Source organism: Leptolyngbya sp. FACHB-671, from assembly GCF_014695745.1.
Taxonomy (GTDB): domain Bacteria; phylum Cyanobacteriota; class Cyanobacteriia; order Elainellales; family Elainellaceae; genus JAAUTN01.
Genome location: NZ_JACJOV010000127.1, coordinates 210903 through 224336 on the forward strand (window position 1 = coordinate 210903; position 13434 = coordinate 224336).

General features: G+C 49.3%; 13 protein-coding genes. 6 read left to right on the forward strand and 7 right to left on the reverse strand.

What is annotated here, in order from left to right; all coding sequences use genetic code 11:
- Positions 1–16: 16 nt before the first annotated feature.
- Positions 17–874, reverse strand: coding sequence for a diaminopimelate epimerase (gene dapF, locus H6F93_RS17575; RefSeq protein ID WP_190683196.1), 858 nt, complete (start codon positions 872–874; stop codon positions 17–19).
- A gap of 236 nt (positions 875–1110) precedes the next feature.
- Here dapF and H6F93_RS17580 point away from each other — a divergent pair, with 236 nt between their 5' ends.
- On the forward strand, positions 1111–1338 hold the full coding sequence (locus tag H6F93_RS17580) for an Hfq-related RNA-binding protein (RefSeq protein WP_242042115.1): 228 nt from the start codon (positions 1111–1113) through the stop codon (positions 1336–1338).
- On the opposite strand, the gene H6F93_RS17585 is transcribed toward H6F93_RS17580, so the two are convergent.
- From H6F93_RS17585 to H6F93_RS17600, 4 genes are all read right to left on the reverse strand, one after another.
- A complete protein-coding gene (locus H6F93_RS17585; protein WP_190683200.1) occupies positions 1335–3683 on the reverse strand; it encodes a cation:proton antiporter domain-containing protein in 2349 nt (782 codons plus the stop codon). The two genes, H6F93_RS17580 and H6F93_RS17585, sit on opposite strands and share 4 nt — an antisense overlap.
- A gap of 153 nt (positions 3684–3836) precedes the next feature.
- Entirely contained in the window at positions 3837–4643 is an 807-nt protein-coding gene (locus H6F93_RS17590; RefSeq protein WP_190683203.1) for a pantothenate kinase, read from the reverse strand.
- Between the two features lie 35 nt (positions 4644–4678).
- On the reverse strand, positions 4679–6346 hold the full coding sequence (locus tag H6F93_RS17595) for a radical SAM protein (RefSeq protein ID WP_190683206.1): 1668 nt from the start codon (positions 6344–6346) through the stop codon (positions 4679–4681).
- Positions 6347–6778: 432 nt separating this feature from the next.
- Positions 6779–6922, reverse strand: coding sequence for a hypothetical protein (locus H6F93_RS17600; RefSeq protein WP_190683209.1), 144 nt, complete (start codon positions 6920–6922; stop codon positions 6779–6781).
- 56 nt (positions 6923–6978) lie between these two features.
- Here H6F93_RS17600 and H6F93_RS17605 point away from each other — a divergent pair, with 56 nt between their 5' ends.
- The 3 genes from H6F93_RS17605 to H6F93_RS17615 all read left to right on the forward strand — a co-directional run bounded on the left by H6F93_RS17605 (position 6979) and on the right by H6F93_RS17615 (position 8614).
- On the forward strand, positions 6979–7995 hold the full coding sequence (locus tag H6F93_RS17605; RefSeq protein ID WP_190683212.1) for a tetratricopeptide repeat protein: 1017 nt from the start codon (positions 6979–6981) through the stop codon (positions 7993–7995).
- Between the two features lie 135 nt (positions 7996–8130).
- A complete protein-coding gene (locus tag H6F93_RS17610; RefSeq protein WP_190683215.1) occupies positions 8131–8289 on the forward strand; it encodes a YqaE/Pmp3 family membrane protein in 159 nt (52 codons plus the stop codon).
- A 34-nt stretch (positions 8290–8323) separates the two neighbouring features.
- Positions 8324–8614 carry a GlsB/YeaQ/YmgE family stress response membrane protein gene (locus tag H6F93_RS17615; RefSeq protein ID WP_190683218.1) on the forward strand — a complete coding sequence of 97 codons (291 nt, stop codon included), beginning with the start codon at positions 8324–8326 and terminating at the stop codon, positions 8612–8614.
- Between the two features lie 197 nt (positions 8615–8811).
- Here the strand turns inward: H6F93_RS17615 and speA are convergent, their stop codons facing one another.
- The gene (gene speA, locus H6F93_RS17620) at positions 8812–10785 is read right to left on the reverse strand and encodes a biosynthetic arginine decarboxylase (RefSeq protein WP_190683221.1); all 1974 of its coding nucleotides are present in this window, start codon (positions 10783–10785) and stop codon (positions 8812–8814) included.
- Between the two features lie 199 nt (positions 10786–10984).
- On the opposite strand from speA, the gene ndk reads away from it, so the two are divergent.
- On the forward strand, positions 10985–11434 hold the full coding sequence (gene ndk / locus H6F93_RS17625) for a nucleoside-diphosphate kinase (RefSeq protein ID WP_190642258.1): 450 nt from the start codon (positions 10985–10987) through the stop codon (positions 11432–11434).
- Between the two features lie 100 nt (positions 11435–11534).
- Here ndk and H6F93_RS17630 read toward each other — a convergent pair whose 3' ends face one another.
- Positions 11535–12326 (reverse strand): MeeY/MeeF family manganese export membrane protein, encoded by a 792-nt coding sequence (locus H6F93_RS17630; protein WP_190683223.1) that lies wholly within the window; start codon positions 12324–12326, stop codon positions 11535–11537.
- 238 nt (positions 12327–12564) lie between these two features.
- On the opposite strand from H6F93_RS17630, the gene H6F93_RS17635 reads away from it, so the two are divergent.
- Positions 12565–13404 (forward strand): slr1353 family protein, encoded by an 840-nt coding sequence (locus H6F93_RS17635; RefSeq protein ID WP_190683226.1) that lies wholly within the window; start codon positions 12565–12567, stop codon positions 13402–13404.
- Positions 13405–13434 lie beyond the last annotated feature (30 nt).

A 13434-nucleotide genomic window follows, 5' to 3' on the forward strand; every position in this document is an offset into this window, starting at 1 on the left:
GTTGGGAGTGGGAGGTTTAGAAGTTGGGGAGGGCTTCGCTGATGAAGACGCGAGTGGCTGGGCCGGTCATATAAAGGCGTTGGTCGGAGGCTGACCATTCGATTTCGAGGCACCCACCAGGTAGCTCAACGGTGGCGCGGCGATCGCACTTCTCATTCAACACTGCCGCGACCAGTGAGGCACAGGCTCCCGTACCGCAAGCTAGAGTAATTCCAGCTCCACGTTCCCAGACGCGCATTCTCAAGTAGTTGGGGCGGACAACCTCGATGAATTCGGTATTAATTCGCTTAGGAAAGACGGGATGATGCTCAAACTGGGGTCCGAGCTGCTCTAGAGGTACAGCCGCTACGTCTTCAACAAAGGTGATGCAATGGGGATTGCCCATGCTGACACAGGTCACTTGCCAGGTTTGACCAGCGACTTCTAGCGGCTGGTCAATGACCTTCTGGTCAGCAGCAGCCAGCGTGGTGGGAATTTCTCCAGCAAGCAGCTGAGGCAACCCCATATCAACGGTAATCTGCCCGTTTGCTTCTAGTTTGGGAGTTATAACTCCGCCTAGCGTGTGAATTTTAAAGGCAGGCTTGGAAGAACCGCTATCAGCAATTTCCAGGTCGGATAGAAACCTTGCTAGACAGCGAATGCCATTGCCGCACATTTCTGGCTCAGAGCCATCGCAGTTAAAGATTCGCATAGTGTAGTCGGTGCCGTCTTGTCCAGGCAGCGCAAAAATTACGCCGTCTGCGCCGATGCCAAAGTGGCGATCGCACCATTTCACCGCCTGCTCTGGTGTCAATACAGGGTCTACCTGATGACGATTATCAATCAGAATAAAGTCGTTACCCAGTCCGTGATACTTAGTAAATTCGATGGTCATACTTCTCTCCATGCCCTGATCAATTATTAGCGATATTAGAAAACTACGATGACGATAAGCGACTTTTTACCCATCCAGGAATTGCAGTGCAGGATTGCTATGGCACCCATCCGCCGTTCGCTGTAAGCTGAATCTGTGAGTTCTATAGCAGTTTTGGTGAGGGGTGTAGTCTTTTTGGTTCGTCGTAGTCACTAACGACCATGACCGATAGCTAACCTCCACCAACCTAAATTCCTATGGTAGAAATGATGGCAAACGAGTTAGAGACTGGGCTTCCTAGCATTCGGCAAATTCAAACCTTAATTCGAGAAGAGCGAGAAATTGAACTGAAGCTGGTTACCGATGATCTGATTGTGGGAAAGTTGCGCTGGCAAGACCAGCACTGTATTTGCCTGATGGATCAGTACGACCAGCCGACGATTGTTTGGCGGCAAGCAATCGTTTATATGAAGCCAAAGTTTTAATTGTTGGGTTCGCGTAGGCTATCGAGCGGCAAATATTCCTGAAGAGTTTCTCCGACTTGCACCTTAACGGTGGGAATCTGGAGATTGGGCAAAGGCATTTGTGAACTAATCACCTGCTGCACCCTCATCAAACTAGTGACGGTGCCGCAGAGGAGGAGACGATCGCCCGCTTGCAGATCCGCAGAGCCATCAGGGAAGCGCAGAAATTTGCCTTCCCGCCGAATCGCCTGTACCTGCACCTCGTATTCGCGACTGAGGTTGAGGTCCGAGAGGGTTTTGCCAACAATTGGGCTGTTTGCGGACAGCATGACCCATTGGCAGGACAACGCTTTGGTTGGAACGGGCATTTCTCCTTTTGCCAGTTCGTCAAATGCCCCTAACTCGTCTGATTCACCTACAACTAAAAGGCGATCGCCCGGTTTCAGTGCTGTTTGAGAGTCAGGATAGTCTAACTCTTCCCCTTCAGCCCGACGAATTGCCATCAGACTCACACCAGTCAGACGACGCAAATCGGCTTCTTCTAAGGTCATTCCCGTCAAAGGAGAATCTTGAGGTAGGGTGTACCACTTGTTGCTCATATCCTGAGCCGCAACCCGCAGATCTCGTGCCACCTCTTTGGATGACCGTTCTGGACGAAAATCGAGGTAGTGACTGTCACGAATTTGCTCGACCTCTCGCTGAATAAACGGCAGCGGTAAGCCCATCGTCACCAACAGGTGAGTCGAAAGTTCTAAACTGGCTTCAAACTCGGGCTGTACGACCTCTCTAGCTCCCAGTTGGTACAGTAGCTCGATGTCTTTGTCTTGATAGGCGCGGACGACTACATCCAGATCCGGTGCTAATTCTAGCGATCGCTTCAGACACAAGCGAGTACTCATCGGGTCAGGGAGAGCGATCGCCATTCCCGATGCCTGATTTACCCCAGCCGTTTCCAGCACATGCAGACTTGCCGCATTACCATAGACATAGGGAATTCCCGCTTCGCGGAGTTGCTGAATTGCCTGCTCTGACTGATCAACCACCGTTACCGGATAATCATGGTCTTGCAGCAGTCTTACAATATTGCGTCCAACCCGCCCATAGCCACAGACCACCACATGGTTTTGCAGCGGCAATTCTTCTGCCACTTCAAATGCCCGATCTGAACTTTCCATGTAGCGCTTGAGCCAGGGCACCATTTCCGCCCAAACAAATAGCTGCGGCACAAACCGCAGTACAAACGGCGTAACAACCAAAGTTACGGCTGTCGTGCCTAAAATTAGCAGGTAAACCCGTCGTGAAACTAACCCCAACATTTGTCCTTTGCTAGCTAACACAAAGGAAAACTCACCAATTTGAGCTAGTCCCAAACCTACAATGAGTGCAGTTTTCAACGGGTAGCGAAAGGCTTTAACCAGTGGCGTGATAATCAGAAATTTGCCCAGCAGCACCAGTGCCACCAGCCCCAAGATTAGCTCTAGATTATTCCAGAGAAAAACTGGGTCGATCAACATACCGATCGCCGCAAAAAATAGAGTCGCAAAAATATCGCGGATGGGTTCTACATAAGTCAAAGTCTGATCAGCGTACTCAACCTCCGAGATCATCAGTCCGGCGATGAACGCGCCCATCTCAATCGATAGCCCTAGTGATTCGGTGAGCAGAGCAATGCCCAGACAAAGCGCCACAACGCCTAGCAAAAACAATTCGCGGCTTTCAGTTCGTGCTAGAAATCGCAGTAATGGTGGAATTAGCCAAATTCCGGCAACAACAGCCGCCCCCGCCAATAGCGCAATTTTCAGTAGAGCCAAACCTACCGCTAGTCCGATCTCGTCGTAGGGCCGATCTAACGCAGGCAGCACCGCCAGCATTAAGCCCAGTGCCAAGTCTTGCACAATCAGAATACCCAACATCACGCGCCCGTGAGGAGTTTCGGTTTCGTTGCGCTCCATGAGGCACTTCAGCACGACTGCAGTTGATGAGAGCGACAAAATTGCTCCCAGGAACACGCCCTGTACAGGTGATGTCACCCAACCGATCGCCACCGATAGCAGTGCAGTGATTAGAATGGTCGATAGAATTTGCAGTCCACCACCGCCCAAACTAATTCCCTGAACTTTTTTAAGCTCTGTCAGAGAAAACTCCACCCCTAGGGCAAACAGTAGGAATGCAGCGCCAAACTGGGCTAACGTTTCGACTTGAATCAGTTCCTTGACTAGACCCAGACCTGCTGGACCAACGACAACGCCACCAACCAAATACCCAAGCAGCACGGGTTGCTTCAACAGGGAGGCTAGTAAGCCACCCCCTGCTGCTGCCGCTAAAACAATGACCAAATCAACAATCAGCCTGAAGTCTTCTTGCACAGAATTTCCGCGAAGAGAAAATTAAAAAAACTAGGAGGAAGTTTAAGTCTCTTAATCTACAGAATACAGAGTTTTTCTATTTGCTGGGAGACTTGACAAGATAGGGGATCATTCTCTACCAGCGCCTACAATGAAGGACAAATGACAACAAGATCAAAGGTGTTGCCGTTTGACAGCTTGCATTCCCTGAAAGATTAGGGCTGGAGCGACATCAATTTGGGTAGCAAGATTAGGAAATCGCTGTTGAAGGTGCGTAAAAAGTAGGGTACTGTCCCCACCCGTGAGGGCGATCGCACTTTTAGGGAATTTCTCTAGCCAATCTTCAGCAAAATCGCGTATCCCCGCCAAAAGGGTGTACAGGATACCGCTGTAAATTGCGTCTGCTGTATGGGTTGCCCAGCGGGTAGGAGCAGCAATTTGGGTATCGAGGAATGGTAGGGCTGCGGTTTGGGTAAGCGAGCGCAACTGTAATTGCAATCCAGGCAAAATTGCGCCGCCTAAAAATTGCCCTTCATTTGCACCAGTAAAGGTCAGAGCGGTCCCGGCATCAATGACAAGCGCAGGCAAGTTCCAGATTGTTGTGGCTGCCCAAACTGCTAAAGCGCGATCGATTCCTAAAGTGGGATAGGTTCCTCGTAGAGGAATGTGATCAAGGCAAATTGTCCAGGTTTTGGGGTAAGACTGCCAAAAAGTTGTCTGATTGGGAACAACGGAAGCAATTAGTAGAAGTGGCTGTTGACCCAGGAGTGAAGCGAGTTGTAGCGGAACAGCATTTTGCAGATTTTCAGGCAGGGGAAATTGCAGCGAGGGAGCGGTTAGGGTGGCGATCGCCTCAATCGACAAATGTGGCGTATCCCAAGTTTGCTTTAGCGCGTCGTCTTCAAACCAGGCCCAATGCAGCCGAGAATTTCCGATCGCCAAAGCTAACCAGGTACTTTCAGACAAACCAGTCACACCCATTCTTGACGTGTCCGCTCTGAGGGACAGAGATTATTCTAGGGCTGCGCTACGACTAATTCAGCATCTGCAATTTGAACATCCTTTGCTGAAGCGACCGGAAAATGCTCCATTGCAGAGTCTAAATGCTTGAGCAAAGTAGATTGAGGCAGTGCACCGTGCAGATGACTCCAGGGCAATACCTGCTCGGTTGACCAGTTTTCGTGAACATAAAAGTCTAAATCGGGGAGTTGCCCTTTTAGCTGCTTGAAAGCACGGCGGTAGCTGCCCAGCGAGTCGCCGTAGTGTCGGGCTAGTTCTAAAAGTTTTGAAAGACGGCGATCGCCCCTTGAAATAAGCGCTTGAATCACCGACCAGCTATAGCTTTCAGGGCGAAAATCAATCCCCTGTGGACGCAACTGCTTTTGCAGCAGTTTTAGCCGCTTTTCTGCTTGTGAATCCACCCCAAACCACTGAAACGGGGTGTGAGACTTGGGCACAAACGTACTACACCCAAAGGTCAACCGCAGTCCCGGAGCCGCCCGTTTTACCGCCCGCAACATTTCTACCGTCTGGTCAAGATCGTCCGGTTCCTCACCGGGAATGCCAGCCATGCCATAGAGCTTCAGCGCACTCAAGCCACCTGCCTTCGCATGGATTGCTGCTTGAGTAATTTCGTCATTGGTGAGCTTCTTGTTAATCAACTGACGCAGACGATCAGAGCCACTTTCAACCGCGATGGTAATGGAGCGAGTGTCATGTTTAACCAGCGTTTCGGCTAGCTTGGGCGTGACGGTGTTGGTGCGGACTGAAGCTAGGCTAAGCCGCACTGAATCATACTGAGGCTGATTGAGATGGTCTAACAGCGCTTCAAACTCGGGATGCTGCGTCACCGAGGCACCGAGTAGCCCCAGGCGATCGGTAACTTTCAAACCTCGCTCAATCGCCGGAATCAGAGAACCCTCTAAACTGGCAGTGCGAAAGGGCAACGTCAGGTAGCTAGCCAGACAAAAGCGACACATTTCTGGGCAGCTACGCACGACCTCCACCATGTAGATATTTTCCCAGGCGGCTTTTTCCGTTACGACCGTCGAAGCAGAAAGGGTCTTACCGCGATAGGTTTGCTTCTCGACCTGAGCTGGAATGTCTGACTCCATCGGCTGAATTGAAGCGATCGCCCCCTCTTCGCTGAGATAGCTCACCTCATACAAATTGGGCACATAGATGCCTGGAACCTTCGCCAAGTGCCGGAGTTGAGAGGGGCGATCGCTTCCTCTTACTTGCTGATAAGCCGCGATAAAATCACCCAACAGATTTTCGCCATCGCCCAACAAAATTAGGTCAAAAAAGTCGGCAAAAGGTTCTGGATTTGCCGTCAAAACGGGACCACCACCAAACACTAAGGGATGCTGAGATGAGCGTTCTGTTGCCCGAATGGGAATATCCAAGGCTTCTAGTAAACTCAAGACATTGCTGTAGTCGAGTTCCCAGGAGAGCGAAAATCCCAAGAGTTCTGGCTGAGCAGGCAGGGGCTCGTGCAGATCAGTAAATAGCCTGCTGACCTGCAAATCAGTTCGAGACGCAAGCGTCGCCCAAACGACCTGATAGCCCAGACTAGTAATGCCTACGCTGTACTCATTCGGAAAAGCAAAAATGGTAGGAATTGCGTCTGCGCTAGGAGTCGCAGGCGTAAACAAGAGGCGTTCGGCAGCAAAGCTGGAATTCACAGGCTGAAAGGCAGTTTGAGGGGCTTCTTCACTCTAAACAATAAACATGCTGCATGAGTGCTTTTGAGCAAGCCAAGACAAACCAGTAAAAAATTGGAACTACTCCACTGACTCTGCTGCTACCTCAAGCGTATCCTTGTCTCCGTAATTTCTAGGAAATTCTTATCAGAGCCAATGGGGAACAATACCACTGCAATTCCGGACATACACTGTGTACTTCCAGCAAGGTTTTATATTAAGAATGAATTGGACTGAGTGAAAATTCGGAGTTTCAGGGTTGACATCGCTTCGAGCTCATCCTCAGGAGTTAGGTGAATTTACGGTCTTTACGATAAGATTCGTCAGCATCGTGCTTTGTTTAAGCACTGCCTACTTTTGCTGCAAGGCTAGTTGGTTACCGCCAATGCATGGTAAATCTCTCAATTCTTTGATTCAAGGAGAATTGAGCGGTTTTGCCACAAACTTTAAAGTAAAAGAGAGTAAGTGCGATCGCTGAGGCAAAGGCTTGAAGATTAAGCTAGTTTCTGCTGGCAGTTTTCCTGGATAATAGCTCTCATGGGCTAAAATCACTGTCACAGCAGACAACCGGATGCACCGGATCGCTGAAGTTTAAAGGGCAAGCATTCAACTTTATGGCTAAACTGTCTGGCCATCAACAAAAAACCTTCGTTCCTTCTCAGGAAACTGTCGTACAGCCTGAGGACGCTGACGCTGAGGCAAATCGGGTGAAAGCTGGGACAGATCGGGTATTTGAAAAGGGCGTTGAGCAACACCAGGCACGCGAATTTAAGGTGGCGCTGCAAACTTTTCAGCAGGCGTTGATAGGCTACCGGCAGGCTCAAGACCTTCAAGGAGAAGGGAAATCGCTGAATAACTTGGGGCTGGTTTACTATGCGCTAGGCAACTACGCTGAGGCGATCGCCCACTCAGAGCTTAGCCTAGCGATCGCCCGCCAAATTGCAGACCGCCGTACGGAGCGTCAAGCATTAGGCAACCTAGGGAATGCTTACCGGCATCTCAATGACCATGTAAAGGCAATTGACTGCAAGCAGCAAAGTCTGAATGTCTCCCGAGAAATTCGAGATCAGCGGGGCGAAATGGCTGCGCTGAACAATTTGGGCATGGCTTACAAGGCAATTGGCGACCGTCAAACGGCGATCGCCTACTATGAGCAAAGCTTGACCCTGGCGCAAGTATTGCAGGATCGTCAAGTTGAAGCACAGGTGTTGCGAAACCTGGGAAACGCTTATCACTCGCTGGCAAACTACGCTAAGACGGTTGAATACTACGAACGGCTGCTGACGATTATTCGCCGTTCTGGAGATTTACAGGTCGAATCACAGATTTTGAAGAATTTAGCGAGTGTTTGCTTCACCTTAGGCGACCATCGCAAAGCCATTACCTATCATCAGCAGCGGTTGGCGATCGCCCGTGCCCTGCAAGATCACCAAAATGAAGAACAGGCGCTAGAGAGCTTGGGCGTGATCTATGAAGCGATTGGCGATCCGGGTCGGGCAATTGAGTACTACGAGCAACGGCTCATACTTGCCAAAACGACCTGCGATCAAAAGTTAGAGAAACAGGCGATCGCTACCCTTAAAACTGCTTACTGTGCGCTCGGTGACTATGTTAGAGCAAGCTTGTATTAAGCTATTAAGCTTTGTTTTCATTGCTTTGTTCACCTTCTTCTCTACATTCTGTCCTCTGATAGAAGACAGATCTTTAGAAGAACTGAGAGAGTAGTGTAGTAACTAAAGCACTCTAGAGCAATCTAGAACAAAATTATGGATATCATCCGACTAATTTGTGCAATTTTCTTACCTCCTCTGGGTGTGTTTTTACAAGTTGGTTTAACAGGGCAATTCTGGCTCAACATTCTCTTAACTTTACTGGGCTATATTCCAGGAGTTGTTCACGCAGTTTGGATCATTGCTAGAAGATAGGATCAACTTATCCTGTAACCCTTTGTAATTAAAAATGTCACTTATAGAGATTGGTATATTGCTGTTAATTGCAGCAATTTGTGGAGGAATTGGTCAATCTCTAGTTGACTACACCGCCGGTGGCTGCTTGGCTTCCATTGTTGTTGGAATCATTGGCGCTTACTTAGGTCTGTGGCTTGCCCGCGAACTGGGGCTTCCTGTGCTGTTTGAGTTAAACGTTGGCGGACAACCATTTCCTATTATCTGGTCTATTATCGGTTCAGCTATTTTTGCTGGCATTCTAGGATTATTTCGCAGAGCAACAGTGGGACGAGGTAGATATTAGCACCGCAAATCTACCCGTCAGCAAATGCTACCGCAGTTTAGAATAAGTAATTTGCGATCGCTGAAGTCTCTATCATCTCAACCTTACTTGTCCTCTAACAACATAGCTGTTTTCGTTCAGGACGGATTAAGAGAAGGAAAAAGACCTGTTTTCTTTTCCCTTCTCTCCTCGCAAAAATTGAATTTGATGGTAACAACCTATGGAGCGAGATAGGTATAGCGGCTAAGGCTACGTTCGTAATTTTGTAGCAGCAGTTGTGACTCCTGAATCGTGATTTTCTTTTCTTGTAAAGCTTGCTCTGCCTGTTGGCGAATGCTTTCAATCAAGTCTTCGGAGTCGTACTGCACATAACCCAACACTTCTGTCATCGTGTCGCCTTTGACCACATGTTCGATTTGATAGCCTTTAGGTGAGAGGTGAATGTGAACGGTATTAGTGTCACCAAACAGGTTGTGCAGATTACCCATAATTTCCTGATATGCGCCGCCGAGAAACATGCCCAGGTAGTATGGCTCTCCGGGTTTAAGGGAATGAAGTTCCAGAACAGATTTTACGTCGCGTAGGTCGATGAACTGGTCGATTTTGCCGTCGCTGTCGCAGGTTAGGTCAGCCAGGGTTGCGCGTTCGGTAGGTTCTTCGTCAAGACGGTGAATTGGCATGATCGGAAATAGCTGATCGATCGCCCAACTATCTGGTGCAGACTGAAACACCGAGAGGTTGATGTAGTAGATCGAGGCCATGATTTTTTCTAGATCTTCCAAGTCGTCGGGCACATAGTCTTGCTGACGGGCGATCGCCAATATCTTCTGACAACAAGCCCAATACAACCGCTCTGCCCTTGCCCGCTCAGTCAAACTGAGGTAGCCAAACCCAAACAGACTAACTGCCTCTTCCTTAAACTGGGTTGCGTCGTGATACATCTCCTGATAATTCTCAACCGTAATAGAACGGTAGGTTTCATACAGGTTGCGAATAATCAAATGCTCCCGTTCTTGCAGCGGTTCAGGCAGTTCTGACAGCACATCGCTAGTACCTAGCACATCGAATACGAGAACTGACTGGTGAGAAGCGATCGCCCGTCCACTTTCACTAATCAACGTAGGAACGGGCAGACTTCGCTCGGTACAGGCTTCTTTCACCTCTGCGACCACATCATTCGCGTAGTTTTGCATGTTGTAGTTTTTGGAAGCGTGAAAGTTGGTTTTAGAGCCGTCATAGTCCACCCCCAAACCGCCACCTACGTCAAGATATTGCATTGCTGCGCCCAGTTTCGCCAGCTCAACATAGACTTGGCTAGCTTCACGCAGGGCATCCTTGACGACGCTAATGGAAGAAATCTGAGAACCAATGTGGAAGTGCAGAAGCTGTAGCGACCCTAGCATATCTGCGGCTCGAAGCTGGTCTACGGCGCTGATAATTTCAGGAATGGTTAAGCCAAACTTAGCGCGATCGCCTGCCGAGGTGCCCCAGCGCCCAATTCCCTTGGCGCTCAGCTTAGCCCGAACGCCCAAGATCGGCTGAATGCCTAACTTATGCTGCGCTTCGATCACCAGCTGCACTTCTTCGATCTGCTCCAGCACAATAATTGGCGTATGACCTAACCGCTGTGCCAGCATCGCCGTTTCAATGTATTCCCGGTCTTTATAGCCGTTGCAGATCAGCAGTGCGCCCGGTGTTTTGAGCGTTGCTAGAGCGATCATCAATTCAGGCTTTGATCCGGCTTCTAAGCCAAACTGATGAGGTTTGCCAAAGCGCACTAGGTCTTCGACTAAGTGGCGCTGCTGGTTACACTTGACGGGAAACACACCGCGATACACGCCAGGATAGTTGTAGCGGGCGATCGCCTTACTAAAACAAGCATTCAGCCGCTCGATCCGGTCTTCGAGAATGTCAGAAAAGCGAATAAGCAGCGGTAAACCCAGATTTCGCAGCTTCAGCGCATTCACTAGTTCAAATAGGTCGAGGGAACCACCGCGATCGCCCCTGGGGGAAACTGTAATATGTCCCGCTGCGTTGATCGAGAAATAGGGTTCACCCCAGCCCTGAATTCGATACAGTTCCTCACTGTCCTCAATGGTCCAGGTTTGAGGTCGAGTCGTCTCTAGCTGATTGGGTAAATCGAGCAACGACTTCTCTAACTCAACCTGGACTGCTTTTGGCTGAATCCCCATTTCGCATCCCCCGCAAATATTTGTTAAATAGCCAGTTTAGCGTATCGTTTCTATAAACGAGCTACATCCGTGAGCAGGCAAGGGTTTCAGTTAAATTACGTTTAAATCTTGGGTAAGAATACAAAGTTTGCACTTTACAAACGATCACATTTTTCTGAGCATAGAGAAGGTCTAAGACACAACATGTAGGAGCAGATCTGTGGAACGGACATTTTTGGCAATCAAACCGGATGGCGTTCAGCGTGGACTCATCGGTGAAATCATCCGCCGCTATGAAGCAAAAGGCTTTACGCTCGTAGGCTTAAAGCTGATGAACGTTAGCCGCGAACTGGCAGAAAAGCACTATGGTGTTCACAAGGAAAAGCCTTTCTTTCCCGGACTGGTTGAATTCATCACCTCTGGTCCCGTTGTCGCAATGGTGTGGGAAGGAGAAGGCGTAATTGCCTCAGCCCGTAAAATCATTGGTGCAACCAATCCGCTCAACGCAGAGCCAGGAACAATCCGGGGTGACTACGGCGTTAGCATCGGTCGCAACATCATTCACGGCTCTGATGCTCCGGAAACTGCCCAAAGCGAAATCGCGCTCTGGTTTACCTCAGAAGAACTGGCGAGTTGGCAACCCACAATCAATCCTTGGGTTTACGAATAAAAGTAGTACCAGTTCCAAGAATTTGGGTATGACTGGAAAGGCTCCCTGCATTGCAGGGAGCCTTTCCATTTGTGCTTCTTTAGAGAACTGTACAAAAGTTCTATTCAGCAGAAACTTCCTGAGCTTCTTTTTCTGCTGCGATCGCCTCTACCGCCTCTACATTCATCTCAACCCCTAATCCAGCCTCTAAAAGTTCTTCAGACTGGCTTTCTTCAGGCTCAACTCGCTTGGAGAAGCCCCAAGCAAACAGCAGCGCAATCATAGTTACCATCAACCATTCGGGAGGCACAAGCTCGGGGTTAATTACTCTAGCTAATAACCGCAGCCCAACCAGGGCAACGGTTGTATATCCCGCATCTTCCAGGTGAACAAACTCGTCTAGCCAGCGAATAAACAGCCCTGCCATAAACCGCAGCGCGATTACGCCAACCGCCCCACCCGTTAGCACTAGCCAAGTTTCTCGGGAAATGGAGATTGCTGTCGTAACACTATCCAACGAAAACGCCAGGTCGGTAATAGCAATCATCGGAATGGCTTGCCAGAGCGAGGCAAAACGCGGACCGTGATGTTCCTTACCATCTTTATCGTCGTCTGAGCTGAAATACTGAAACACTAGCCACAGCAGATATGCAGCTCCCAGCAGCTCAAATTGCCAAAATTGAATCACCCAAGTTGCCGTCAGAATCAGAACAACTCTGAGTCCAAAGGCGACTACCAGACCAAAATTGAGGGCACGCCGCTGCATTTTCTCGCCTTCGAGTCCTTGAGCGATCGCAGCTAGAGCAATCGCATTATCAGCCGAAAGCACTGCTTCCAGTGCAATCAAAACGGGCAACAGCAGCAGGGTATCAACCCCAAAGTAGGGAGATAAATCTACCAGTTTGTCTAGCATTAATCAGTGATTTCTTAGTTCAAAAACCAACAAAATAGATGCTAAAAGCATCCATTTGAGGATAGCGATCCTCTCATTCAGCTTAACCTCATAATTCATATAATTCTCAAACCGGACAATTTGAAGGCAGTTTTGAGAAACCAGAGTTCTTAGCCATCCCTTAAAATAGAGAGATAGCCTGTAGCGCAAGCCTGCAATACTGGAGAGTCTGTACCGCTATTATCATTGCCTTCCTGTAATGCACCACCTGATCGTTCAACTGCAAAGCCGCTATCCCACCAGTAGCCTCATCGCTGAACTGCTTACCGTCCATGACGGGAATTATGTGGTGCGAGCGCTAATTCAGCTTGGAGGAACGACCTTAGCGAGCGGCATGGCAGCAGCATCCAACATTGAAGCTGCTGAAGATCGGGCTAAGGTGAGGGCATTAGAAGCTTTGGGAGTAGTGCCCACTCCAACAAACCTGCTTAACTCGCCGCTACCGGTTGCTTCAGACAAGCCCCTTCAATCTTTAGCCTCGACAGATCTGACAGCTTCTACGGCACGGCTGTCGCAAGTCGGTTCAGGAGCGATCGCCCCTTCCCCACCTCTAGCACTTGCCACCCCCGCTTCATCTCCCCCAGCTTCCAAAACTGCTGCATTCCCCAATGCGACTGTCAGTCTAGAATCGGATACTGAATTTAGTACTGAATTCAACATCGATAATACAGAATTCTACCTGTCTAATCCTGACGAAGATGATTCAAACGATTACCCTTTGTCCGACCCCGGAATGCAGGAAGAATCTCTACAGACAAGCAGTTCCGCCTCTATTCCAAGCTCCAAATCTTCTCGTGCCAAAAAGAATGGTAAGACAAGCGCTGAACTTAAGCCCGTAGAACCTCTCGCTCCACTGCTCGATCAGCCATTCGACAACTCTGATGTGATTGCTCAAACTGACGTGGAGTTGAGACGCTTGGGTTGGGGCAGAGAGCAGGGACGTAAGCACCTTGAGCAAACGTATGGAAAGCGATCGCGCCAACAACTGACCGACGCAGAACTGCTCGACTTTCTCCACTACCTTGAGTCGCAGTCGTAGATCTTAAAAGCAAAAGCGCGGCATTGCCGC